The sequence below is a fragment of the Alteromonas sp. BL110 genome (assembly GCF_003443615.1).
GTDB lineage: Bacteria > Pseudomonadota > Gammaproteobacteria > Enterobacterales > Alteromonadaceae > Alteromonas.
Genome location: NZ_CP031967.1, coordinates 3,769,185 through 3,794,793 on the forward strand (window position 1 = coordinate 3,769,185; position 25,609 = coordinate 3,794,793).

Consider the following 25,609-nt stretch of genomic DNA (forward strand, 5'->3'; position numbering starts at 1 on the left):
ACGATAAGCTTTTAGGGCTGCGTATTTTTAAAGCCTTTAAAAGACTTATTACACGACAAATGCAGCTATCGTAGATAGGACACTGAAATACGTAGTTTGCGTACAAATGGCAAGAGAAGGAATGTTTAATGAACAACCTATTTGATTTAACAGGAAAAGTTGCACTGGTTACAGGTGCTAGTCGCGGTATCGGCGAATCTATTGCTCGGTTGCTGGCCCAGTATGGCGCCCACGTTATTGTATCAAGCCGCAAAATTGATGGCTGTGAAGCGGTTGCTTCTTCAATTCGCGATGCCGGTGGTAAAGCGACGGCGCTGGCCTGTCACGTAGGTGAAATGGAGCAAATTACCGAAGCCTTCAATGTCATCAAACGTGATTTCGGTAAGCTGGATATTCTGGTAAATAACGCGGCGGCAAACCCATATTTTGGTCATATTTTAGATACTGATTTAGGCGCTTATAACAAAACTGTAGATGTGAACATTCGTGGCTACTTCTTCATGTCGATTGAAGCAGGCAAAATGATGAAAGAGCAGGGCGGTGGCGTCATACTCAATACTGCTTCAGTTAATGGCGTAACGCCGGGCGACATGCAGGGTATCTATTCTATTACCAAAGCTGCAGTCATCAGTATGACTAAGTCGTTCGCAAAAGAGTGCGGTAGCTTAAACATTCGCGTAAACGCATTACTGCCAGGGTTAACCGACACTAAATTTGCGTCAGCGTTAACAACCAACGAGCAAATCTTGAAGCACGCGCTGAAAGTTATTCCGTTGGGCCGCGTGGCAGATCCAGATGAAATGGCGGGGACAGTATTGTACTTAGTATCAGACGCTTCTAGCTACACCACAGGCACGACAGTAGTAGTAGATGGTGGTATGCTAGCGTAATTAGTTTCAATTACGAGATACGACCATGCATATATGGGTTGACGCCGACGCGTGCCCTGCAGTGATCAAAGACATTCTTTTTAAGGCAGCCAGACGTACTAAGCTGCCTTTGTCTTTGGTGGCTAACCATTTTATGTCTGTCCCACCAGACAAACACATAACTTTAACGCAAGTGCCTTCTGGCTTCGATGCTGCTGATGATTACATTGTAGAGAAGTGTGAAGCGGGTGACTTGGTGATAACTAACGACATCCCACTTGCCGCAGATGTGTTGGCAAAGAATGCGTTTGCATTAAACAATCGTGGTGAGGAATACGACAAGTCGTCTATCAAGCAGATTTTAGGCATGCGAGACTTCATGGACACCATGCGTTCAAGCGGCGAACACACTGGCGGGCCAAAAGCCTTCTCCCAGCGTGATAAACAAAATTTTGCCAATGCGCTAGACCGCCTCTTAACCCAAGGCCTACGCAACCTCAAATAAAATATTGGGGTCAGAGTTAAGGCTCTGACCCCATAATTGGCGTTGTCGCTATTTCACTATGGTCACTTCTTCGATAAGGTTTGTTGCACCGTCAACGTACTCCATTACCCACAGCATGTAGCGCGAGTCTACGTGAATGGTACGGGTTGTTTTCGGATCAAAGTCCCAATCTGAGTTAACGCTTTCAAACGTACCGTCAAATAACAAACCGATCAGTTCTGCTTTTGCGTTAAGCGTTGCTGAGCCTGAGTTACCGCCTGTAGAATCTAAGTCCGTAAGGAAGTTAACCGGCACGCTATTGATGTCTTCAAGTTTGTACGGACCGTACTGCTTGTTTTTAATAAGCTCAAGCTGCTTTTTCGGTGAATCAAACGGTGTTTCGCCGGTATCTTTTTCCGTAATGCCTTCAAGACGAGTGAACGGTTCGTAGATAAGGCCATCTTTTGGAGAGCCGCCCATCACATTACCGTAAGTCACACGAAGCGTGCTGTTTGCATCTGGGTAAGCAAGGCTGCCTAAAGATTTTTGCCACTCAATAATAGCACTCATGTATTTAGGACGAAGTGCAGCAGATTTACCGCTTAGCGTTTTGCTTTTATCTTCAATCGCCATCTCGGTATCAAATAGTGCAACTGCAAGTTTTATAAATGGGTCGCTGCTGTTTTCGAACTCAGCACGGCTTGCGGTTAACCACTTCAAACGCTCTTCAGTGTTGTTCAGTGACGTGTTGTCGTAAAACGCTTTTAACGTTTTATGAAGTGTTTTGCTGTCTGTACTACCATCAATGCCTACTGTTTTATCAAAAGCGGCAACACGATTTTCTTCAGGCTGCTCTAAGTACATACTGATCATTTTTTGCCATACAGCTTGATCAACAACTGGATCAAAACGGCGTTCTAATCGCTCTTCACCTTCTTTAAGACGAATTTGATCACGCTCTTGATACCCACGTTCGCGCTCCGCATCTGGCTTTTCTCTTTCAATTGCATTGCGATAAAGGGTTTGAGCAGAAGATAAAAGCTGTGCACGACTTAGGTTGTTGTACCAGAAGTTTTGCTTGTTCATCTGCATTTGTTCAGCGCTAACCGCATCAAGAGCGGCCAATGATTGCTTCAGTTCACTCTTACCATTCTTATCTAGCCATGCTGCTAGTTGCTCTTCACGCTCGGCGCGGCGAGGAACAAGCCCGACACGCTTAGCACCAGAAAGTTGGCCCAAGGTATTTTTGTGAAAGTTATTCAGTCCAGCAAGCGTTGCTTCATATTTAATGCGGGCATCGCTTCCTTCTTCAGACGAGCTTTCAATGGTCTTGATCCATTCGTCTACCAGTTCAAGATAAGTAGGGTACAGCCAGTCAAACATGTACGAAACTTGCGACAAACGGGCATAGCGGTTTGTAGAACCAGGGTAGCCCGCTGCCATAACAAAATCACCGTCTTCAAGACCCGCAGCCGATACTTTTAGGAAATGATCAGGTTTAAAAGGCACGTTGTCTTCACTGTAATCAGCTGGTTTCCCATCTTTACCAACGTAAGCGCGATAGAAAGAAAAATCACCGGTGTGACGAGGCCACATCCAGTTATCTACGTCACCGCCGTATTTCCCGATAGAGTCAGCAGGTGCATAGGCAATACGCACGTCACGGATTTCCATCTGCTTAATAAGCTTGTATTCAAGGCCCTGGAAAAATGAAGGTACAGAGCAGCGGAAGCCTGCTTCAGATTCACATTCTGCAATGAGTGCTTTGCGATTAGCTTCGATAAGGTCGTAGCGCTCACGCCCTTGAACATCATCATCGATACCGCCAATAACTTTATCGGTTACGTCGGAAAAATCCACAGTAACAAACATGCGAGTACCCGGTGCTGCGGGTAGCTCGTCACCAATTTCTTTTGCTAGAAAACCGTCTTTTAAATAGTTGTTTTCGGGGGTGCTGTTGTATTGTACTGAACCGCGTGCGCAGTGGTGATTGGTTACTGCCAAGCCTTTGTCAGACACAAACGATGCTGAACATCCACCAAGAGAAACAATAGCGCCCATTGGAAACGCGGTTAAGTCGTTAATACTACTTGCAGGAATTTCCAAACCGGTTTCTTTTAAATCGCCAGCAATTGAAGGGAGCTGTTCTGGCGTGAACATGCCTTCCTTAGCATCTACCTGCATAGCACTGCCTAGTAATGCGGCAGAAATACAAAATACACTTACTTTAGACATCAGTGATCCTTGTTCTTGTCGTTAATCTCATTGTTATACGTCAGTATTAATAAATACAAAGTTAACGTCTACGTCAACATTGTTATAGTGTAACGATAATATTCTGTGCGACCTATGAAAAAGTGTATAAAGCACGACGTAAATTTGTTAGGAAGTGTGACTAACTGCAATTGAAAGCATGTATGAATACGCTTGTCGCACAATAAGAAAAGGCGAAAGGAAAGACGAAAGGAAAAGAGAATAATTCCAACGAAAACAAAAAAGGCAGAGTATCAACTCTGCCTTTTGAAATTTTAAAACCGCTAACTTTTGCTTAAAGCACTGACACCAATGCTTTTGCTAATGTTTCTACGTTTTCTTGGTTGATGCCCGCAATGTTTACGCGGCTAGAATCAACAAAGTAGACACTGTGCTTTTCACGTACTTCGCGTACTTGCTCAGGCGTGATACACAAGAATGAGAACATACCTTTTTGGTCGTTCACGAAGCTAAAGTCTTTTGGTGAACCATTATCGTGAAGGTTTTGGACAAGCATGGCACGTAGAGACTTCATGCGGTCGCGCATTTCGTTCACTTCAGATACCCACTCGTTGTTCAATGCTTCGTCAGCAAGAATGATGTCTACTAGTGCACCACCGTAGCTTGGCGGCATTGAGTAGATGCCACGTGCGATTGACTGAATTTGACCCTGTGCAATTTTACGGGTTGCTGAATCTTCGGTAATAATAGCTGCTAGACCAACACGCTCACGATAAAGGCCGAAGTTTTTAGAGCAAGACGCCGCTACAATTACTTCTGGCAGGTTTTCAACCAACAAACGCATGCCGTAAGCATCTTCGTCTAAGCCTTCACCGAAACCAAGGTAAGCTACGTCGATGAAAGGCAAGAATTCACGCTCTTTCGCTACTTCTAGTACTTCATCCCATTGTGCATTAGTAAGATCAGCACCTGTTGGGTTGTGACAGCATCCGTGAAGAAGAACGATGTCGCCTTTTTCAGTTTTGCGAAGGGTTTCCATCATAGCGTCGAAACGAATGCTCGCTGATGCTTTATCGAAGTACGGGTAGGTTTCAATTTTAAGGCCTGCAGAGCCGATAAGTGGAATATGGTTAGCCCATGTTGGGTCACTTACCCATACTTTGCCATTTTCATTACAACGAACTAGCAATTCTGAAAGAATACGCAGCGCGCCACAACCACCCGGAGCTTGAACCGCTGCAACGCGGTCAGCAAGAAGTACTGGGCTATTCTTACCTAAAAGCAAAGACAACATACCGTCGATAAAACCTTGGTTGCCCTGAGGCGTAATGTAGGTTTTGCTGGTTTCTTTGTCTAAAAGCACCTTTTGCGCTTTAGCGACACTTGAAAGAATAGGGGTATTACCTTGCTCATCTTTATAAACGCCAACACCTAAATCGATTTTATTTGGGTTGGTGTCTTCACGAAAAGCAGCTGACAGGCCAAGAATTGGATCTGGGGCGAGATGGGGTAATACTTCAAACACGATATGTCCTCACGTTACGTTGGTGTGCAATAATTAGCAGGCAGGCATTATGCCACCGATGGTAGAAAAAACGACCCCTAAAGGTTGAAAATATTTCAATTAATCTGCTTTATAAAGCGTAAACGAAAGTTTCATTTCAAAAATACCTTAAATTGAAAAAGAAAAGGCACGAGTTTCCACTGTTTTTCCTTTGTCTGAGAACCGACGCTCTTTCCAAGTGAGCATATTGTTTTTATCCACCAATAACAAAGTAGATGTACGCGTGCCGTATTTTTCTGTTTGAATGAAAATGGAAGATAACGCCTTTTCCCACTCATAACCTATACCCGTGTCGGGTAGCAGGGCATCCTCTGCTTTGTTTTCGTGGCGCAAAATATTAAATAAATCGTCAGCATTGATTGTGCTTTGCTGCTGCACATAGTCATTTAACGCAGTAACCCCTTGAGTGACTTTTGGCCATGGAGTAGCAATATCAGCATTGGACAGCCCATACACACCGGTATCAATTGAGTGGGTCGAATTGTTTACGTTGTTGTAAACGCGAAGTGCAGTTACATCGCCAAATAGTAAGTTATATCCGTTGTACTGGTGACGAGTTTCTTCAAGGGTAGCTAAATATGCTGACTGTTCGGCATAATCTTTTTGGGCCGGGTTTTGTTTTAGCCAATTAGCAACTAATTCCCCGCGAGATACAGCATTTTTATTGATGTTGTGTGGGTCTCTCACATTGGTAAGCGCTGCAATTTTTCCGTTACGCGTAACACCCATCCAAGTTCCATTAGCTTCTAAATCCTGCCCAGCAAGCAGGTGCGGGTGGCTTTCCCAAAATGTTGAAGGTGCAGTTGGTCTTGCGTAAAACTCGTCTCGATTTGCTGCGATTATAAGAGGGTAGTCATCTCGCATTTTGTTTGCGATAAATAAAATACACATAGCGTACTAGTGTCCTTTTCTTAACTTGTTCACCACACATCGCTCAATCGCTTGTGTTAACAATTGCGTTACATTTCTATTTTGATTACTCTTCGTCAATGTACGCGCAGTATAGTGTGTTACGTAATAAAGGAATATGCGGGTACAAAACAGAAAAAGAAAGCACTAAGGCCTATGAAGTATTTAAAGCAAACTGCCAATAGTGCCATCCGATGTAGCTCACCGGAATTTAAAGCCCTAAAGCAAGCCTTAAATAAAACCCAATATAGAACAAAAGCAGAGCATAATAATAATGACAAAACCCTCGCACCCTAATAACCATTCTCAACCAGCCAGTAAATTCATCGTAGGGAGCAGTATTCCTCGCAAGTGGCCAAATTGGCTGTCGTCGTTTGCCGCATGGGTACTCACAAAAAGAGGCTGGCAAGTAGAAGGCGAGCTGATTAATCAGAAAAAAGCCATACTAGCGGTAGCACCGCATACATCAAACTGGGACTTTTTCATTGGCTTGTTCGTGGTTTTTTCATTCAAGCTGAATATTAACTTTTTTGGCAAACACACCATCTTTAAGCCACCACTAGGTGCCATTGTGAGGAGGTTAGGGGGCATCCCTATTGAAAGAAGCAAAGCCCACGGCGTGGTCACCTCCATTGCAAGTAAAATTAAAGAGGCTGATCAGCTTATTCTTGCTTTAGCGCCTGAAGGTACACGCAGTCCCATTTACCCTTGGAAAACGGGGTTTATGCACATTGCACAACAAGCTGAAATTCCAATCCAAGTATTAGGGTTGGACTACGCTAGAAAGAGAATTGTATTGGGGCCGATTATTCAGAAAGTGACTAATATAGATGAACAAATGCAAACTATTTATACGTTTTATGATAATGTTTGCGCAAAATATCCTAAAAACTGCATTATAAAGCCATAACCATTTTTGTAAGTGGTATGTACGCATCTGTTTTACATAGACTAATACGGTGCGTAATTGGCTAGGTCGCAAACATCTATTTTCGGAGCTTCACCCGTGACAAAATTGGGATTCACAACCCGTCAGGTACATTCTGATCGCATGCTAAACACCCCGGAACATGGTGGTGTTCACAGCAGCACATCTAATTCGGTTCTTTTTGAGTTTAAAGATGCGCAAGGCATCATAGATGCGTTTCAAGGCAAGCGCGTAGCTCACGTCTATTCTCGTTCTTCTTCGCCTTCGGTGGCTGCATTACAAAATATGCTAAATGACTTAGAAGGCGGTGTAGGTACGTTATGTTACTCAACCGGGATGGCGGCCATAAGCAGTTCTTTATTCGCTCTGTTAAAGGCGGGCGATCATTTAATCGTAAGCCAATACCTTTTCGGTAACACAAGAAGCTTTTTTGAAACCATTAAAGACTTCGGTGTGCAGGTTACCTACACTGATGTGACCGACATTCAACAAGTTAAAGAAGCGTATCAGCCAAACACAAAAGGTGTCTACACGGAAACCGTGGCCAACCCTGTAACTCAGGTTGCTGATCTTCACGCCATCGGTCAATTCTGTGAAGAAAAGCAAATGCTGTTTATGGTTGATAACACTATGACGCCGCCACCTGTTTTCTACGCAAAAGATGTTAAGGCTTCACTAGTGTTTTGTTCATTAACTAAATACATTGCAGGTCACGGCAATGTATTAGGCGGCGCAGTAGTCGACACTGGCAACTTTGACTGGACAAAGTTTGACAACCTCAAGCCTGCTTATCAGGTTGCGGATACAGCACAGTGGGGCATTACTCAAATCAAAAAGAAAGGCCTTCGTGATTTAGGCGCTACATTGGCACCTCAATCAGCCACGGCTATCGCTTTAGGCATGGAAACCTTAGATTTGCGTTTATCTCGAAGCCAACACAATGCTATGCAGCTAGCAACCTTTCTAGATAATCACCCGAAAGTCTCTAAAGTGTTTTATCCAGGTCTTGCCGACCATCCACAGCATTTTATGGCACGGGAATACCTTAACGGTGGCTACGGTGCAATTTTGAGTTTTGATCTAATTGATGGTGCTGACCCTGTTGCATTTTTAAACGAAATGGAGCTGGTAATCTGCGCTACTCACTTAGGCGATAATCGAACCCTCGCACTACCTGTAGCACCTACTATTTATTTCGAGAACACGGCAGAAGAACGTGAACTTATGGGTATTTCCGATACCATGCTACGTATTTCGGTAGGTATTGAAGATACACAGGATCTTATTGCGGATTTTGAAGCAGCGCTAAACACGATCTAGGCAATGTTTTGCTGAGTAGAGTAAAGAAAAAGGGGCTTTCGCCCCTTTCTTAATTTAATTCAGATGCTTTTTGGAAAATTTTAATTAAAAAGCATGCAATGTGATTCAATTAGTCAAAACCTAGTGTGATTTGACCGCGAATTTCACCGCTTGGGAATGCGTCTGAGTGGAAGTTTGTGTAAAGACCTCCGTCAGCCATTACGCCCATTTGTTCGGCCGTTAGCGTTGTATTAGCAGGCACCGTCCACATTCCATCTGTACCGTCAGTCAGCCCCAGCAATACACCGCCATTTACACCCTCTTCACCTTCATGAATGTGCGCCATGTTGGCAGTCATACCAGTTATAGTTACGCTACCGGATAATGCGCCTGTAGATGTGTTAAGTGTAAACGCGCCCGCACCGCTCGCTGTTGTAGTGACGGCTGGCACTTCCTGTAAGCCATCGGCAACGATGCCGTACACTTCAATGTTGTCAGGCGTGATCTGACCGCGAATTTCACCGTCAGTGAATGCCGCTGTATGTACGTTGACATAGTGACCACCTGATAATAGTAGTGTAGCTGTGGCTTCATCTAGCATTACGCTTCCGTCTGTCATCCAAACGCCAGTTGTTTCTTCGTTTTCCACAAGCCCTACAAGAACGTCTCCATTCACACCAGCGAAGCCTGTGTGGATGTGTGCCATGGTTGCATTATCGATGGTGGTCACCGCCACTAGAGAAACATTATTGTTGGTTGTATCGAAAAGAGCATAGCCAGAGCCCATTGCCATAGTATCTACCGCTGGTACTTCTTGACTGCCGCTTAGCGAGAATGTCACTACCGCTGTTGTGTCAGGAACTATCTGGCCACGTACTTCGCCACTTGGATTGGCTGTGGTATGCACGTTTAAATACCACTCACCGTTAGTCAGCGCATCTAGGTTACTTGGTGAAATGTTAGTTTCAGTTAGAATGTAAGTGCCATTACCTGCATCCGTAAGTGGGAAAGCAACCGGGCCATTCATACCAATACCGCCGTCATGTACGTGTACACCAGTGACATCAGTTAGGCCTGAAACGTCAACGCTTACGCTAAATGCAGGTAGATCTTCATCAATCTCAACTACTGCAGTTGCAGTAGACTCGGTATCAACAGCAGGTACCTCTTGTGAGCCACTCAAGCTTATGTTGTAAGTCATGTCAGCGTTGAACGCGGGTGGAGGAGGCGCAAGTCCATCAAGCAATGCTAATTGAGGTAGGTCGCCGTCCATTGCGCCATCTAGTGCGATAGCAGTGTAAATCTCACCATTCTCAAGGGTTAAAACGCCTGTTTCAATTGCCGCTGTTTTGGTACCCGTTGGCGTAACGGTCACTACGTAGTCACCTTCCGCCAAGCTTACGTAACCTGTTTCGACAAGCTCACCAGTCTCATAGGCAATATTGGCAAAGCCTGGGTCAACCGCATCTATTTCGCCATCTGCGGTTACGTAAATATCGACGTTACCCGCTGAAGGTGAAGCATGTACAATACGCACTTTAGCTTCTGTCGCTACTGAGCGAGGCACATCAACAAGTACATCAAGTTCTGGTGCAGCTAAAACGTTATTTGCTATAGCGGTATAAGACATACCTACTTCTAGCGTCAACTCAGCATCGTCAACCGCCACAACACTGTTGTCGCTATCGGCTACCACGTCAATAAGGTAGTCGCCTGCTGCAACAGACAAGTAGTCTGTCGTACGGGGGAACTGTATTCCGTCTACCAGTACTATTTCGTTATTTGCTACAACATCTACCGCTGGTGCGTCGCTGATACCATGTACCACGCGAAGCTCGGCACCTGCTTCTGAATCCCATATCTTGAAGCTGCTGTCACCGTCTGCAGCTAAGAGCGTAACAGGTGAATCACCGGTTCCCACATTGTTAGTTGCAGCAATAAGCAAATCAGCACCGTCGGCTAAGTTAACCGTACCTGAGTCGTATACAACCGTTGTTTCACCTGCCGGTGTAATGCGAATTTGATAATCGCCCGCAGGGACTTGAATCAAATCTGTAGAATCAGTAAATTCAGCGGTAACTAGAGGTTGTTCTGCAGTAATGTCGGTATCTGGCGCAGTGACGTAAATGTCAACAGTCGGTGCCATAGATGCTGCATGTACAATCTGCACTTGGGCATTACCGGCTTCAACGGCGGTTTCCATGCTGGTCACCGTTAATAACGCAAGCGTTTCATCGCTTACGTTTCCCACGGCAAAAACGTCATAGTTCATATCAGCTTCTAGCGTAACGTCAGCCTGAAGCACTTCAGCATTTTCACCTGGCAGAATGCCGGTAACGCCAATGTCGTACGTGCCTGTTTCGACTTCGAAGCGAGATGAAGCAACTTGGTAGTCAACATTCTCTAATCCGTTAAGGATCGCATCATTAGCGGTAATATTAACCATAGGGGCGTCAGATGCGGCGTGGACAACGCGCACATTTGAATATTCGATAACGGGGGCGGGGACTTCAACGATTTCATCGTCATCATCGTCAGAGCAGCCGATTAAGAATAGTGGTAAGATTGAGCATGCAAGGAGCGTTTTGGTCCTTCTCATTTTTTGTATCCTCTTTATTGTGTTGTGGCAAACTCGATTACGCGAGGTAAATATGAGAAGATCATCCTTCTTGCAACATTAACGTAATGTAATGTTTTCAAATAATTAACAAGATTGTTTTTCACACCCTAGTTTGTTCGGTAAATTAGAACGATTCCCCCATTTTTTTGAAATTTTTATCCAAACCTATTCCGTTAACAATGTTGCGTATCATTGAAACAACGAATATTGGAGTTCGGCATGAAAACAGTTTTAGCTATATTTTCCAGCCTTAATGGCACACAGGGTAACTCGTCAAAGCTCGCTAACGATTACCTTTCGAAAATTGAAAATGATGGCTCAGTACATATTAACCGCGTGGATGTAGCCTCACTGGCGCTACCTCACTTAACAGGCGCTGAGATGCAGGCGTGGATGACTGAAGCAGCACAGCGAGATGAGTCTCAGCAAGCACTAGCGAATAACTCGGACGATATTGTTGAAGCAGTAAAAGCGGCTGATGAAATTGTATTGGCAGTGCCAATGTACAATTTTGGTATTCCATCTAGTTTGAAAGCCTACTTCGATCGCATTGCGCGAGCGGGCATAACGTTTAAATACACCGAGACTGGCCCTGTAGGCTTGCTAAAAAATAAATCAGCCACTGTTTTTGCTGCTCGCGGTGGAGTATATGCTGGCTCGGACTTCGATACGCAAACGCCATACTTAAAACACTTTTTAAATTTCATCGGAATTAGTGATGTAAAATTCGTTTATGCTGAGGGACTTAACATGGGTGAAGAGCAAGCAAACAAGGCTTTTGCCGTTGCAAGTGAAAAAATTATTGAACTAACTAATCACTAGGCACACTAAATTATTGCAGTTAGCTAAAACGCAGGAAGTATGTTTTCAGCTAAAAGTGTGTTCCAAGTTGAGTGTGCTTGATTGCCCCGCCTATTAGGCGGGGCTTTTTTATGTGCAGAGCTTTTACGGCTATGCTTTTGAATTAAAAAAGAAAAAATATTCGAGTATCTATTCACCCTTGATAAGTGCTTCAACATCGGCGATAAAGGCAGGATCAGTAGGTTTAGTGGAGCTCGGGTAATGAGTGATTTGTTTACCTGTGCTATCAATAAGGTACTTATTAAAGTTCCAAGAGGGCGCTTTTCCAGTGGCAGTTTTAAGCATTCGATACATTGGGTCAGCGTCGTCACCTTTCACCGAGACAGGTTCAAACATAGGAAATTCAACGCCGTAGGTTAGTTCACAAAGCTCTGCCGTTTTGCCCTCATCGTTGTCTTCTTGGTTGAAGTCGTGTGAAGGGAATCCTAGTACGACAAAGTCCTTATCTTTATAATTGCTGTATAGCGCTTCTAACCCTTCAAATTGTGGCGTAAAACCGCAATAGCTGGCAGTGTTAACGACAAGTAGTGTCTTTCCTCCATATTCACTACACAAATTTACCGTTTCTTGCGAGTTGAGCTTACGTTTCATAAATTTGAGTACGCTAGGGCACTCGTTCGCAAAGCTGGCAGATGTGAAAAAGCTGAGCGCAAGCAGCGCAGGTACAATACCTTTTGCTTTCATAGTGTTTTACCTCATTAGTTAATTTTTGTTATTTTGTTGAAGATCATCAGACCTTGTTTCAAGACCATAAACGACAATGGTTTACGTTTGGTTTACTATCACACTCGATGAACGTTAGCGCTTTAGCTATGGCTCTGCGTATAATGTTAACGATTTTTACATAACAACGACTTAAAATAATGAAAAAATACTCTTCTTTACTCATCGCGGCTAGCGTTACCTTTGCGTTAGGCGGATGTGCAAGCACCACTAACGAACCATTTAGCCAAACAACCTCTACATCGCTTCCTGCTGCCACAGTTCAGCAAACCGTTACACCAGATGTAGCGTCTCAGAAGAACGCGCAAAAAGGTGAAATTACTTTAAAGCAAATAATGTCAGATCCTCAGTGGATGGGCGCGCTTCCAAACGCCATGGGGTGGTCGGTTAACGGCGATAAAATTGTTTTTGAAAAAGAAAGACAAAACAGTGCGCTTAAAGATGTCTATATTGCAGAGCTTTCTAACCCTACAAATGCTGTAAAAGCACCATTGTCCGATTTGCACAAATACCGTTTTGACGAACGTGTAGTAGGGGATGACGGGGTTATTGCTTATTCATTTGAAGACAGTGTTTATGTACAGTTTACCAATGGTGAAACTGTGCGTATTGCTCGTGGCGGTAATGCACTATCAACACTTTCATTTATGACTGATGGTCGCTTGATGGCGCTAAGCGGTAACAAGTTCATTGCTATCGATCTGTCAAACGGTACTCGCGAAGAATTGTTGAGCTGGGAATTTAGCGATCAACCTAAAGCAGTAGAGCCGCCAAAAGACTATATTGCCGAACAGCAGCAGTCGCTGGTGGAATATATCAAGCAGCAGCGCAAAAACAGACAAGACAAAGAAAACGCACATAAGGCACTAGCTCAAGCTAATGATAGCGTAGCACCAACGCCGTTTTACTTTGACAAGTCGCATCGATTAGCGGGGATTAGTGTATCCCCTGCGGGCAATTTTGCAGTAGTCGCCACCACCGAAATTAAACCTACCCGCGACGACAGCGACATCATGCCGCATTACATTCAAGAAGATAGCCGCATTGCTGCGAAACCTGTTCGCCAGCGTGTGGCTGATACAGAATCGGTAAATCACACACTTTGGCTGCTAAATATAAAAACCGGCGAGAAAAGCGAATTAAAATACTTCAATTTGCCTGGTTACAATGACGATGTACTTGCTGACGTAAAAGCAGAAAACGCGAAAGCAAAAGGCGAGACCTATGAAGTTAATCGCCTGCCTCGCGATATTACCTTGCTGCAAAGTTGGTACTGGACCAAGCCTTCGATTCGCTGGCACAAAAACGGTAACGCCGTTGCTGTTATGCTTGAAGCGTGGGACAACAAAGATCGTTGGATCGCGACGGTTGATTTAGCGAACAAAACACTCGAAAGCCAGCATAGGCTTCATGACGATGCGTGGGTAAACTACCGTTTCAACGCGTTTGATTGGCTAAATGATAGCGAGACGCTTTACTATCAGTCTGAACATACCGGTTACTCTCACTTATACGTTCAAAAGCCAGGCGAGAAACCAGTCGCGCTGACCAACGGCCGTTTTATTGTTGACGATTTAACGCTTTCTAGCGATGACAACTATATCTACTTTAAAGCTAACATGGAGCACCCGGGGCTTTACGAAGTTTATCGCGCTGATTTAAGCAACAATACCATCGACACCATGACTAATTTGAATGGTATGACCGACTATTCACTTAGCCCTGATGGTAAAAACTTGTTACTAAGTCATAGCAAAGTTAATCAGCCACAAGAGCTTTATATTAAGCCTGCAGATGAAACCGCTGCGGCAAAGCAAATTACACAAAGCACCAGTGCTGATTTCAACGCACTGCCTTGGGCTGTGCCGAACATTGTTGCAATTGAATCGTCGCATACCGATGCACCTATTTACGCTAGGGTATATTTACCTGAAAATTACGATAAGTCAGCGCCGAATAAAGCGGTAGTGTTTAACCACGGTGCAGGCTATTTGCAAAACGCCCACATGGGGTGGTCTGTTTATTTTAGAGAATACATGTTCCATAGCATGCTTGTGCAGCAAGGTTATGTAGTACTAGATATGGACTATCGTGCTAGCGCTGGCTATGGGCGTGATTGGCGAACGGCTATTTATCGCCAAATGGGTACACCTGAAGTGCAAGATTTGCGTGATGGTGTTAACTGGCTTGTTGAAAATGCCAATGTAGATCGTGAACGTATTGGCACATACGGCGGCTCATACGGCGGCTTCTTAACCTTTATGTCTATGTTTACCGCACCAGATCTGTTTGCGGCAGGCGCTGCACTTCGTCCGGTAACCGACTGGGCGCATTACAACACGCCCTATACGGCAAACATACTGAATACGCCTGATATTGACCCCATCGCATTCGAGCGTAGCTCGCCAATTTATTTCGCTGATGGGCTAGAAAAGCCATTGCTTATCAATGCGCCTATGGTTGATGACAATGTGTTTTTCCACGACACAGTGCGATTGGTACAGCGTCTTATCGAGCTTGAAAAGGAAGATTTTGAAACGGCTATTTATCCGGTAGAGCCACATGGCTTCGTACAGCCAAGCTCATGGCTTGATGAATACCGCCGAATCTACAAACTATTCGAAGAAAACTTATAGGCAGAACTGCGAGTGCAATCCAGTGGTTTAGAGCCACTGAGTTGCTCACAGCACGATAGCTATTGAGGACGGATAAAAGCTTACAAAAAAGGCCCAAATTCAAAGAATTCGGGCCTTTTTTATTATCATAATTCTTTTACTTAAGCGCATTTTATCTATTTCACGACTCAAAGTGCGCAATAAGAGTGACGCTATATCGCTCGAGTTTTTATTTTCTTTTCGCCGTAATAAACATAAGTAGAAAGATTGCGATACCGGTAAGCGCACCGAATAAATGCGCATCTACGGCAACTTTTGCGTCTATCAGGTTAGCAACTTGTTCACTACTACCGTCAATTTGCTCGTAACCTACTTTTATGGCTAAGCCAATAAGTAACAGCCAACCCGACTTCATCTTCTCTTTTATATCAACACAGGCACCCCATGCGAAAATACCGTGTAGTGCGCCAGACAAACCTGCGTACCAAATCAGATCTGGGGAGAAAAAATAAAGCCCGACACTGGTTCCTAAGCAGCACCATACAAAAACTTTCAAATACAAACCAATGCGATAATGTTCACCGTGCAGGGCCCACAACAGCACCAGACCTGCTAAATTTAACAGTAGGTGGTAGCCATTGGTATGAACAATATTACCAGTGACTATACGCCAAGTCTCTAGACCTTGAATGGCATACCTGTCGTAAGCTAAATAATTGCCAGACATAGGCTCAAAGAAAAACGCGATAACTGAGCATAGCGCAATAAAAAGGGGACCCGCGCTATACTTAAGCGAAAACGGCAGTGACATCATCAGTGTTAGTTATTTTTGAATTCAGAATTTGCTGGCTATGATACAGAAATTGCCTACTGGGTGAAAACTGAAGTACACCCGAAATAAAAAAGACGACAGTAAAGGAGTGATTATGTCTTACATCATTACCGACAATAGTCAGCAGTGCTTAACTATTACACTCAATCGGACCGACAAGAAAAATGCGTTAACCCGCGACATGTACCAAGAAATGGCGAATGCTATTTTAAGCGTTAAAAATGATGGCTCAACGAAAGTGGTGGTGATCAAAGGCGCCGGCGATTGTTTTACCGCAGGTAACGATATTGGTGACTTTGCGCAGCAACAAGATCATGCTCAAGTACCTGAGACAGCAGCGTTTATGCGTGCACTAGCTGCATGTAACTTACCGGTTATTGCGCAAGTTCATGGCTTGGTGGTAGGTATAGGCACAACGCTTTTACTTCACTGCGATTTTGTGTACGCCACACCAGATACCCGATTTGTTCTACCGTTCATCAACTTAGGGCTTGTTCCCGAATATGCATCAAGTTATCTTTTGCCTAAGGTTGCAGGTCATATCAAAGCGGCAGAGTGGTTAATGCTGGGTGAACCCTTTACCTCTGCCGACGCTTATCAATTTGGTATTCTGACTAAAATAATCGACGCAAAAGAGATAGATCAAACTGTTCAATCTACGGTAGAGAAGCTCGTTGCCAAGCCTTCTTTCTCGCTTAGGCAGACTAAAGCATTATTGAAAGGTGACGGGGAACGCACGAACCAACAAATGAACGAAGAGTTTGATATATTTTTAGAAGCGTTGGGCACAACCGCGGCCCAAGAAGCGTTTGATGCGTTTCTTAAAAAACGCCCAATTAACCCCGAAAAATTTAAATAAGAGGAAGTATTATTTTGAGACGCAGTGCTTTGTTCAGAGCTTCAGTAGTTACTCTTGCATTATCTAGTTGCTTCATTTTTGGAGCTAACGCTAAACAAGCTCGCGAAGTTGGCGAGCCTGAAGCGGCTACAGGCTACATAGAGAAAAAGGCCTTTGAAGCCAAAGACTATATGGTAGTGGCGGCAAACCCCTATGCGTCATGGGCGGGGAAGAATATTTTAGAAAAAGGCGGCAGCGCGATTGACGCTGCCGTGGCTGTTCAATCAATGCTTTCTCTGGTAGAGCCGCAATCGTCAGGCATCGGTGGTGGTGCCTTTATTCTTTATTGGGATAATAAGAACAAAGTACTTCATACCTTCGACGGACGTGAAACCGCGCCCAAAGCCGTCAATTCTCATTGGTTTATTGAAGGTAACAAGCCAATGCGATGGTTAGATGCCGTAGTTGGCGGTAAATCAGTGGGTGTACCTGGGGCAGTCAAAGCCCTAGAAATGGCGCAGGGAGAGTTTGGAAAGCTACCTTGGAATACGCTATTCGACGATACAATTAAAACAGCCGAAGATGGTTTTAAAGTATCGCCACGGTTAGCTAAGTTGGTGGCCTTAGACTATCACCCAGGTCTAAAAACCTTTCCTGCAAGCTCTACTTACTTCTTTCCAGCGGGTCTCCCTTTAAAAGAAGGCACGGTTAAGAAAAACAAAAAGCTAGCTAAAACCTTAAGAGGTATTGCGGACAAGGGCAGCGACTATTTATTGAAAGGTGAGGTTGCTGAGAAAATAGTAAAAGCGGTAAATAGCGCTGAAATCAACCCAGGCCAGATGACGTTAGAAGACTTAGCAAGCTACGAGCCTGTAAAACGCGAACCTGTTTGTGGGCTATATCACGAAAAGCGTATCTGCGGTATGGCTCCACCTAGCTCTGGTGGTGTGAATGTTTATCAAATTCTTAAAATGTTAGAAGGTTTTGACCTTAGTCAGTATGCGCCGGATTCAGTAGAGTTTGCGAATTTGTACACGCAAGCAAGTGCGCTTTCGTATGCCGATCGCGAGAAGTTTATAGCAGATAGCGATTTTACTAACCTACCGTTTGCGGCCATGATCAATACGGCTTATCTTGAGCGCCGGGCTGAGAATATTGCTGTTGATAAAGAGTGGCGCCGCAAGCGTGCGGGTAATCCATACGCTGATGCGAATGTAGCGCTTGGTACGTCAATGGAATTGCCGAACACGTCACATGTCTCTATTGTGGACAAAGAGGGTAATGCAGTATCAATGACCACAAGCATAGAATTTATGTTTGGTTCTGGGATTATGGTAGAAGGCTTCCTGCTTAATAACCAACTTACCGACTTTTCATTTTCGCCAACCAAAAACCGCTTTCCTGTACCAAATCGCGTAGAGCCTGGTAAACGCCCTAGAAGCGCTATGAGCCCTACAATGGTGTTCGACAAAGACGGGAACCTTGAGGTTGTTGTCGGCTCGCCGGGAGGATCTCGAATTGTAAGCTATGTAGCTCAAACGCTAATAGGTGTTTTAGACTTTGGCTTGGATATTCAGCAGGCCATCAATCTTCCTAAAATCACTAATAGAAACGACTACACGGCGTTAGAGAAGGGCACGCCAATAGCTGAGCTTGAAGAGCCATTAAAAGCAATTGGCCACAAGGTTAAAGTAGTAGATTTAAATAGCGGTCTTCACGGTATTCAGTTTAAGTCAGGCAAATTAATTGGCGGTGCAGACCCTCGTAGGGAAGGCATTGCAGTAGGGCGCTAACGCTGAGTTTGCGTAGATAGAACAAGATACAGCAGTATGTTGTTGAGTGAGTGAAAGCGGAAGATTAAATATCTTCCGCTTTTTTGTTTGCGCCAGTAAATGTAAATAGAATGGCCGGCTCTTTCTAGTTTTTACTTTTAACCATTCGATTTTTCAAGAAGGAGTAATACTGAACGAATATGTGCGGAAAACGACGCTGCCGGTGTAACTTGAATAACACGCCAGCTCTGATTGTTGTACTTTTTAATTTCCTCGTTAAGGGTGTCTAAATTGAGTTGGCTAGACCAAAAGTTACGAGTTTTAAATTCAACGACTTTTTGCATTTATATAGTTCCTTCTACAGCTTTATTCTTCAAATTCTTAAATAGTAATATAACCTTCAAGGTAAGACACCGCTTGGCCAGAAATAAGCACGCGATCACCTGCTACTTCACATTTTACTGTACCACCTCGTTTAGATGCTTGGTAAGCCATAAGTTTTGACTGTCCAAAGACTTTTGCCCAATAGGGCGCAAGCCCAGTATGGATTGAACCGGTAACCGGGTCTTCATCACCGCCGTTCGCAGGCCAGAAATAACGGGATACAAAGTCAAATTGCGTACCCGGTGCTGTCACTACCACATCATAGGGCGCAAGTGTTTTTAGTTGTTCGCTGTCTTGAATTACACTTAAAACGTCGTCTTCGTCGGAATAAACAGCAAAATAAGCTTGGTCATTTTTCAAAATGCTTTTCGGTTTAATTGAAAGCCCTCGCAATAGTGCTTCAGGTACGTCGTTGACTGGGCTAGGCATTCTATTAGGGAAATCCATTTGAATGAATCCGTCGTCTTTCTTAACGACTTTCATCATACCCACCGATTTGGCGAAAAGCGAAATGTGCGGTAGTTGGTAATTTTCGCTAAAAATAACAAATGCAGACGCAAGCGTTGCGTGGCCACAAAAGTCAATTTCCGTTATGGGGGAAAACCAACGTATAGCAAATACGCCGTTGTCATCTTCTACTAAAAATGCGGTTTCTGAAAGATTATTTTCAGCAGCGATTTCTTGCATTTCTTCATCGCTAAGCCATTTACCCGTTATAACAACGGCAGCAGGGTTGCCTTTAAACCTTACATTGGTAAATGCATCAACAACGTTAATCTTAATTTTCATACGATCGCGCTTTTTTTAATATTCTTGCAAGGTTCGGTTTAATTGGCATTACTTTAAATGGACTAACGTTAGCCCCGCCTGTATTTCCATGAGGTACCAGCCCAAAAATAGTTTTCGTGGCTGCGCCTACTATTCTGAACAGCTGACCAAAAAACTCGCGCAAATTGCCTGTCTTTACTGACCATAAAAGCATTTGAACGTGTACCTTTACGTGTAGCCTTGTTGAAGCTTGACCAAGAACATGGGCGTTTTCTAAGTGTGTAAAAGCACACGGTTGGTTGTTTTGATTTCGCTTTTCATGAGCTTGCGCTAGTTCAGCTTCTACATACGGGCGAATATTGCGCGTAAAGCTTTTTGTGTTGAACATGGTGTAAGCACCTTCTATTGAGGTTGATTTAAACCAAACGCTTTTTGCATTTTCTTGGTTAACCCTAACGATACTAGTTTATATGATGCGCTTAAATAATATTCTAACGCTTCATCTTCATCGCTCTCACAATTGTACTGCTGTATCCACTTCATTCCACGACTAGCAAGATAGGGCGCAGGCCTATAGCCAGGCTTTTCTTCCAGAAAATAATAGTTTTGCTCTGACGTTTTAAAGGTAAAAGCAGGGGGCCCGTCTTTGCCAATGCTCCCTATAGCAAAAACTTTCCCACCTATCTTCCATACATCTGAGTTTCCCCATTGAACGACATAAGTAGTATGGGGTAGCGCTTTACAAAAGAGATTGAATTCATCAATGGTCATATCATTCTATTTATTGAAGAAACTGACTAGTGGTTATTGTGCTTGGTGAGCGCCTGAATAAAGGTTTGGTTCATATCGCTACCACTTTTTAAAAACTCATAGTTAAGCAAATGGTCTGCACCTTGATAGTTTATGTGCTTACATTTTTTTTCAGTGCGTGCATTTATCCTCTCACATACTGTTTCAGCCATCGTTGGCGATGGCCAGATCTCATCGTTTTCGCCAGTCATCAACACGACTCCAGCGCTGATATCCTGTATGGGCATATTAGCTTCACCGCTGTCTGTTCGGTTTTCTAAAGATTGTGTATAGAGGTCTAGTAAACCATTAACTTCACCCGACGGATTGAACGGAACAAATGCTAAGTCCTTTCCGTTGTAAGTCCAGCTGGGTCCAGGGACCTTGCTCCAATCTTTCAAAATGCCCGCCCACACAACGGAGCTAGGAGCAATAGCAACCACATTATGTACACTTGAATCTTTTGACGCTAAAAGAAGTGATAGTTCAGCGCCTTTTGACCAGCCAACTACAATTATTTTATCTGGCATGGTTTCTGGTTGCACTTTCAACCATGAGACAGCTTGATAGATATATTCAAGAGGTATTCGCTCTAACTCTGGCGGTAAGCCTTCTTCCTTAAAATAAGCTAAAGCTAGAGTAGGGAATCCCGCTTCCACTATGGGCTTCGCAAGCTTTTCTGGTAAACCGCCCTCTGAACCGCCAAGCACTAACACACCCATCTTGCCATCGCTAGAATCAGGTGCATAGTAGGTAGCGGCCAAGCCCTCATCTTCAACTTTAAGTGTTCGAGTAGAGGCTTCGCATTGCATTGATACTAGTAAGAAAAAGATAAAGCAAAAAAGCACGGTTTGTGTGTTCATTTAATACCCGTTTAAATAACTTAAGATAAAGGTTTAGTAGGAAGTACCACTTATAGTTTTAATTAATTAATTTTGCTGTGAAACGGTAAATCGATGCATATATCGCAGTGGTTCCGCCTTTTGAAGTTGTATGCACGGCGGACTGCAAAGATAAAGATGGAAATGAAAGCCCAAGTGACTCCGAATTCCAGCGAATAAAGGATAGATTGCCCCTTAAGATACTGAACGCTAGCAAAAATGGCGAGTAACAGGGGGAATGCTATTAAGTATTGTAACGTCCATTTCTTAAGAGGCATTGTTATTCCCTTGATGTTTTCAAAAACTAAGGTTTACACAACTTTACGAGCCCATAATTTATATTTTCAAGCCTGAGAAGAGACGTATCATATCGTGTTTGTTTACAAAACATACATGATTTCTACTTATTTCACCATTCACATACGTTTCTAACTATGTCCTTAATCAAAGCGAAGCATTTAGGCGCCACTCTTGTCTCCCTGCGATACTGCGAGCAACATGTTTTAATTGTTATATCGCAGTTTTTCTAGAGATACTACAACCTATAGATTGGTTTATTTTGTATTGAAAGTAAATGACATGAAAAAAACTACTAAGAAATGGGTCTAGCCATAAATAATTGCCTTTTGACGCTTTATTTACCCTATTGATTCTATTTCTAACTTTGATAATCCATACAATATGAAAAACTGTGGATATTAGATGAAGAACCTTAGCCGTAAATAGTAGCGCTACTGGTGCAGGGAACAGAAAATAGTAAGCAAGTCCAAGTAACGAAAGTATGTGAACAGAAATTGCAGTTGATGTGAATGCCTTTGAAATGTGACTTTTCTTTGTCGAATTCAGAATTTCGGTAAACTGCCACAGACGATAAACAACGTAAATCCCAAATGAGAAAACGCACAAAGCTAGAACTGCTATTATCGATTTTTCTTTAAACAAACTATTTATTTGTGGCATTTCTTCATCCTTGAATTAATCGTTTAAATATCAGTGTGGTCTGCTGATTGTTTTTCAAGGCTGAAAAAGCTGCTTAGTTACTTCTTCGTGTTGCGCTTCGGAGTTGAATTCGCCTTACGATTACTTGGTACGATATGTTCCGTTGCTAAATTTCTCCGTATAGCCAATAATTTATTAGATAAGGGGCGCCCATTAGTGGGCACAAAGGAGAAGGCGACCCGAAAGGAGGTATTTAAGTGGACGAACTTACCGACTTGTTAAATACCACTGGCTTTACTTATAGATGCGTTTTGATTGATGACCGCTGTCCATTGCTCAAAGGATTTTACTCTTGAACCGCCTTCAATAAGTATTCCTTGTGTATCTATCCGAATAATATGAGGCAGAGAACTGGTAAAATTAGCAAATAAGCGTTTTTGAAATGCCAACTCTGCGTTTGCCGATTTCCATACCTCACCAGTGTAACCTGTTCTTGCTAACATTCTTTCTAGGCTGGCCCAATCTTCGTCTAAAGAAATTGCAACAATGTGAACAGTTGGTGGGGTAGTTTCGATTGCTTTGTTTAAGTTCTCTAGAGCTTCATAACAGGGAGAGCACCAAGATGCGAAAAAGTAAGCTACAACAGCTTCACCTTTTAGGTTTTGGAAGGTAATTGGTTGTTTATCTAAAGTGTAAAAAGTGTGTTCTTGAACAGGCTTTCCGATAAACGCTTTAGATGCAGCAATTTTCTCTTCGTATGTCTGACTCCAAGAGCTGTCTGAGAAAATAAGCAATAATAGTAATAAACCCTTCTTCATAATGACCTCCTAACTGTCAACGTATATAACTTTCTAATAGCGAGCGCCTTTCGCGAGCTATATTCCAAACAATTCCGGCCTCTAACAACACAAACGCGAATAGATAAATCAAATATTTCCCTTTTATTGTGCGACTCGTAAAAATTGTTGGCATATAACAACCTAGCTCAAGAAAACAGTAGGTTGATTAGGTTGTTATTCAAAGAGCCAATTAATTCATAGAAAGAAGGCTACGAGGTTTAAGCTCTAAATTGCTTTCCAAGTTTTCTATTTTTAAGAGAAGATCTTGATTAGCTTTGCTTGTTTGCTCAATTTGACTCTGAAGTCTGTCAACTTTGACATGTAGACTACTATTTGCTTGATTTTGCTGATACAGGATAAAGGACTGTAAGCTTATTACAGATGTGAAAGCAACGGCTGATAAAACTATTTTTGTACGGCTTTTCATAGAACTTCCATATTTGAATAGAGCTTTTAGGTTACCAATGATTTTCTTATTTTTCACATTTATTCGTATAACTTTATACTGATGGAGCACAATAGCGAATCCGCCACGAGTGTATGCGCCCTAGCAAACAATGCTATTGTGAATTAGCATGTTATTTGCCGGCGAACTACAAACTAAAACAGTAAGCTTTTTAATAACTCTGCCGTTTTGTATGCAAAAACAAAAATAAAAATGCACTCCAATATTTTAGGAGCCTTTGAATTTTTGTTTTTAACCCATACTAGCGCGGGTGATGTTCTAGCTTGTTTTAAATAACCACCAAAGAAAGCTATTCCGTAAGCGCAAACAACCATAATAATCAGGTAATTTAATAGTGTGGCAGTATTCATAGTACCTCCATGTGTATATGACGCCTGAGTTAAGGCGCTATTAATGCCTGGCTAAACTGTGTAGCAACGCGGAACTGAGCCAAGCTCTAGCAGTCCCGTACCTATTCACTTCACTGGCAATCCATAAGCCTCTGCAACTACTTTCTTGTATTTCTCCAATGATGGAAGTCCAACTTCTGCTCTTCTGTGATTTACATTCTCTTGGTCTAAAATTGGTTCGAAAACTAATTCGCCACCTACAATACCAAGCTAAACGCAGTGAGTAAGTTGTTATATCATGTCAGTTCGAACAACATAATGGTCAAACGCGGTTACTTTGCTATAACCGTGTTTTTCGTAAAGCTCTTTTGCTGGAATATTGTCAATTGCCGTTGCTAATTTTAAAGAGAAGCTATCATTTTCTTTAGCGTATACTTTCACATGCTCTAACAATGCGCTAGCCACACCTTTACCTCTGGCACTCTGTACAACGAACAAGTCGTTTAAATACCACACCTGTTTCATAGCAACAGATGAAAATGAAGGGTAAAGCTAAATAAACCCTAAAGGATCTCCAGCTGAACTGAGTGCAATAAAGAACCTTGAATCCATTTTCTCGAAACGCTCAGTTAAGAATTCAACAGAAGCGTTCAAATTTGTCGGTTGCCTATAAAACTGACGATATAAATCAAAAACTGTTGAATCGGCTTCAACGTTATTCTTATCAGCCCTATAAATTTCCATTTTATTGTGATTTACTTTTGTTACGTTAACTTAAAATACAATTAAGCTAAATATATACAACACGGTAAATACTTTATTGGAACAAGAATAATTTATTATCACTTTACCTTATTTAATCGTGGTGTTGCATCAGCGCCCAATCTTTATCTTGGTTTTCCATAACAAAGCACAATGGTTCCATTTTTTCATTACCTATAGAGTATGTTGTTACGAAAACACAACCGCCGGACTCTCTAGCTATAACACCTGTGACAAGTGAGTTAGCACCTTCAATTCCATAAATGCCAATCTTATTACGAAAACCCTTTACTATTTTTTTTATAGTTTTTGATTTTGGAGCATGGAAATACCAAAAATGCCAATAGCTCCATCTGATCATGGTGCATTTATACTTCTCGTGTTCTTCTTGATTTAGTATCCGCGCTACAGAATATAAAGAGCCTTCTGGTGTGAAGGATAAAAACTCATGAATGAACTTAGAAATTTCTTTTTCCATAATTAAACCTGTCACCTATGCTAGAAGCTGATTTTAACCGCTTAAAGTGAACAACCTTGTTAAGTGCATGTCACTTCGTATTCATATGGGCTGACAAGGCCTCTATATTTTTGTCCCAGCTAGCTCGCTGGCGACATAATTCTTTGTTAATTGTTTTTTCCTAAACGACCACTTTGTCTTCGTAGCTGTCGAGCCATCGCCTGAGTAGTTGGGTACTTAGGCAAAATTAGCCACAAAACAATATATAAAAAAACTGGTAAAACAAAGAAAAAGGAAGATATAGGAAACGCTATCCGCAGCCCCGCTTTACGGAGTCCATAATATTGAGAAAGACCTGAGCATACACCAGCGATAATGCCGTGTTCCCCGCGAGTGAGAACTGAGAATTCCCTATGTGGCATAAAACCTCCTGTTTCATGAAGAAAAAATCTTAGTAACTAGCTTAC

At 42.9% G+C, this 25,609-nt stretch carries 26 protein-coding genes; 8 read left to right on the plus strand and 18 right to left on the minus strand.

The window, feature by feature from the left end; all coding sequences use genetic code 11:
• Nucleotides 1-128: 128 nt before the first annotated feature.
• Both D1814_RS16295 and D1814_RS16300 read left to right on the plus strand, forming a co-directional pair.
• Nucleotides 129-890 (plus strand): SDR family oxidoreductase, encoded by a 762-nt coding sequence (locus D1814_RS16295; RefSeq protein ID WP_118494390.1) that lies wholly within the window; start codon nucleotides 129-131, stop codon nucleotides 888-890.
• Nucleotides 891-915: 25 nt separating this feature from the next.
• Complete coding sequence (locus D1814_RS16300) at nucleotides 916-1,374, plus strand: YaiI/YqxD family protein (RefSeq protein WP_118494392.1); 459 nt, start codon at nucleotides 916-918, stop codon at nucleotides 1,372-1,374.
• 48 nt (nucleotides 1,375-1,422) lie between these two features.
• On the opposite strand, the gene D1814_RS16305 is transcribed toward D1814_RS16300, so the two are convergent.
• From D1814_RS16305 to D1814_RS16315, 3 genes are all read right to left on the minus strand, one after another.
• Nucleotides 1,423-3,588: a S46 family peptidase gene (locus D1814_RS16305; RefSeq protein WP_118494394.1), complete on the minus strand. Its 2,166-nt coding sequence runs from the start codon at nucleotides 3,586-3,588 to the stop codon at nucleotides 1,423-1,425.
• A gap of 313 nt (nucleotides 3,589-3,901) precedes the next feature.
• The gene (locus tag D1814_RS16310; RefSeq protein ID WP_039222153.1) at nucleotides 3,902-5,092 is read right to left on the minus strand and encodes an amino acid aminotransferase; all 1,191 of its coding nucleotides are present in this window, start codon (nucleotides 5,090-5,092) and stop codon (nucleotides 3,902-3,904) included.
• 147 nt (nucleotides 5,093-5,239) lie between these two features.
• Complete coding sequence (locus tag D1814_RS16315; protein ID WP_118494396.1) at nucleotides 5,240-6,022, minus strand: NRDE family protein; 783 nt, start codon at nucleotides 6,020-6,022, stop codon at nucleotides 5,240-5,242.
• Nucleotides 6,023-6,314: 292 nt separating this feature from the next.
• On the opposite strand from D1814_RS16315, the gene D1814_RS16320 reads away from it, so the two are divergent.
• The gene (locus tag D1814_RS16320; protein WP_118494398.1) at nucleotides 6,315-6,950 is read left to right on the plus strand and encodes a 1-acyl-sn-glycerol-3-phosphate acyltransferase; all 636 of its coding nucleotides are present in this window, start codon (nucleotides 6,315-6,317) and stop codon (nucleotides 6,948-6,950) included.
• A gap of 96 nt (nucleotides 6,951-7,046) precedes the next feature.
• Nucleotides 7,047-8,288: a cystathionine gamma-synthase family protein gene (locus D1814_RS16325; RefSeq protein ID WP_118494400.1), complete on the plus strand. Its 1,242-nt coding sequence runs from the start codon at nucleotides 7,047-7,049 to the stop codon at nucleotides 8,286-8,288.
• 109 nt (nucleotides 8,289-8,397) lie between these two features.
• On the opposite strand, the gene D1814_RS16330 is transcribed toward D1814_RS16325, so the two are convergent.
• Nucleotides 8,398-10,866 carry a CHRD domain-containing protein gene (locus D1814_RS16330; RefSeq protein ID WP_118494402.1) on the minus strand — a complete coding sequence of 823 codons (2,469 nt, stop codon included), beginning with the start codon at nucleotides 10,864-10,866 and terminating at the stop codon, nucleotides 8,398-8,400.
• Nucleotides 10,867-11,106: 240 nt separating this feature from the next.
• Here D1814_RS16330 and D1814_RS16335 point away from each other — a divergent pair, with 240 nt between their 5' ends.
• On the plus strand, nucleotides 11,107-11,709 hold the full coding sequence (locus tag D1814_RS16335) for an FMN-dependent NADH-azoreductase (protein ID WP_118494404.1): 603 nt from the start codon (nucleotides 11,107-11,109) through the stop codon (nucleotides 11,707-11,709).
• 168 nt (nucleotides 11,710-11,877) lie between these two features.
• Here the strand turns inward: D1814_RS16335 and D1814_RS16340 are convergent, their stop codons facing one another.
• A complete protein-coding gene (locus D1814_RS16340) occupies nucleotides 11,878-12,432 on the minus strand; it encodes a glutathione peroxidase (protein WP_118494406.1) in 555 nt (184 codons plus the stop codon).
• A gap of 179 nt (nucleotides 12,433-12,611) precedes the next feature.
• Here D1814_RS16340 and D1814_RS16345 point away from each other — a divergent pair, with 179 nt between their 5' ends.
• On the plus strand, nucleotides 12,612-15,107 hold the full coding sequence (locus tag D1814_RS16345; protein ID WP_118494407.1) for a prolyl oligopeptidase family serine peptidase: 2,496 nt from the start codon (nucleotides 12,612-12,614) through the stop codon (nucleotides 15,105-15,107).
• Between the two features lie 208 nt (nucleotides 15,108-15,315).
• Here D1814_RS16345 and rrtA read toward each other — a convergent pair whose 3' ends face one another.
• Entirely contained in the window at nucleotides 15,316-15,900 is a 585-nt protein-coding gene (gene rrtA / locus D1814_RS16350) for a rhombosortase (protein WP_118494409.1), read from the minus strand.
• 112 nt (nucleotides 15,901-16,012) lie between these two features.
• Here rrtA and D1814_RS16355 point away from each other — a divergent pair, with 112 nt between their 5' ends.
• Both D1814_RS16355 and ggt read left to right on the plus strand, forming a co-directional pair.
• Complete coding sequence (locus tag D1814_RS16355; RefSeq protein WP_118494411.1) at nucleotides 16,013-16,777, plus strand: enoyl-CoA hydratase; 765 nt, start codon at nucleotides 16,013-16,015, stop codon at nucleotides 16,775-16,777.
• Nucleotides 16,778-16,791: 14 nt separating this feature from the next.
• Entirely contained in the window at nucleotides 16,792-18,549 is a 1,758-nt protein-coding gene (gene ggt, locus D1814_RS16360; protein ID WP_118494413.1) for a gamma-glutamyltransferase, read from the plus strand.
• Nucleotides 18,550-18,686: 137 nt separating this feature from the next.
• On the opposite strand, the gene D1814_RS16365 is transcribed toward ggt, so the two are convergent.
• The 12 genes from D1814_RS16365 to D1814_RS16425 form a co-directional block, all read right to left on the minus strand.
• A complete protein-coding gene (locus tag D1814_RS16365) occupies nucleotides 18,687-18,872 on the minus strand; it encodes a DUF4177 domain-containing protein (protein ID WP_118494416.1) in 186 nt (61 codons plus the stop codon).
• 37 nt (nucleotides 18,873-18,909) lie between these two features.
• The gene (locus tag D1814_RS16370; RefSeq protein WP_118494418.1) at nucleotides 18,910-19,701 is read right to left on the minus strand and encodes a PhzF family phenazine biosynthesis protein; all 792 of its coding nucleotides are present in this window, start codon (nucleotides 19,699-19,701) and stop codon (nucleotides 18,910-18,912) included.
• A complete protein-coding gene (locus tag D1814_RS16375) occupies nucleotides 19,691-20,068 on the minus strand; it encodes a DUF3703 domain-containing protein (protein ID WP_118494419.1) in 378 nt (125 codons plus the stop codon). Before D1814_RS16375 ends, D1814_RS16370 begins: the two co-directional genes overlap by 11 nt.
• Nucleotides 20,069-20,082: 14 nt before the next feature.
• Nucleotides 20,083-20,451: an MmcQ/YjbR family DNA-binding protein gene (locus D1814_RS16380; RefSeq protein WP_118494421.1), complete on the minus strand. Its 369-nt coding sequence runs from the start codon at nucleotides 20,449-20,451 to the stop codon at nucleotides 20,083-20,085.
• Nucleotides 20,452-20,477: 26 nt separating this feature from the next.
• Entirely contained in the window at nucleotides 20,478-21,332 is an 855-nt protein-coding gene (locus tag D1814_RS16385) for an acyl-CoA thioester hydrolase/BAAT C-terminal domain-containing protein (protein ID WP_118494423.1), read from the minus strand.
• Between the two features lie 1,235 nt (nucleotides 21,333-22,567).
• Nucleotides 22,568-23,107 (minus strand): TlpA family protein disulfide reductase, encoded by a 540-nt coding sequence (locus tag D1814_RS16400; protein WP_118494429.1) that lies wholly within the window; start codon nucleotides 23,105-23,107, stop codon nucleotides 22,568-22,570.
• 211 nt (nucleotides 23,108-23,318) lie between these two features.
• A complete protein-coding gene (locus tag D1814_RS16405) occupies nucleotides 23,319-23,612 on the minus strand; it encodes a hypothetical protein (protein WP_232368910.1) in 294 nt (97 codons plus the stop codon).
• A gap of 116 nt (nucleotides 23,613-23,728) precedes the next feature.
• On the minus strand, nucleotides 23,729-23,944 hold the full coding sequence (locus D1814_RS16410; protein WP_118494433.1) for a hypothetical protein: 216 nt from the start codon (nucleotides 23,942-23,944) through the stop codon (nucleotides 23,729-23,731).
• A gap of 105 nt (nucleotides 23,945-24,049) precedes the next feature.
• Nucleotides 24,050-24,187 (minus strand): DUF6624 domain-containing protein, encoded by a 138-nt coding sequence (locus D1814_RS19755; RefSeq protein WP_310794145.1) that lies wholly within the window; start codon nucleotides 24,185-24,187, stop codon nucleotides 24,050-24,052.
• Between the two features lie 27 nt (nucleotides 24,188-24,214).
• Entirely contained in the window at nucleotides 24,215-24,448 is a 234-nt protein-coding gene (locus D1814_RS19650; protein ID WP_232368911.1) for a GNAT family N-acetyltransferase, read from the minus strand.
• 331 nt (nucleotides 24,449-24,779) lie between these two features.
• On the minus strand, nucleotides 24,780-25,163 hold the full coding sequence (locus D1814_RS16420) for a hypothetical protein (protein WP_118494435.1): 384 nt from the start codon (nucleotides 25,161-25,163) through the stop codon (nucleotides 24,780-24,782).
• 146 nt (nucleotides 25,164-25,309) lie between these two features.
• Nucleotides 25,310-25,564, minus strand: coding sequence for a PspC domain-containing protein (locus D1814_RS16425; protein WP_118494437.1), 255 nt, complete (start codon nucleotides 25,562-25,564; stop codon nucleotides 25,310-25,312).
• Nucleotides 25,565-25,609: the final 45 nt, after the last annotated feature.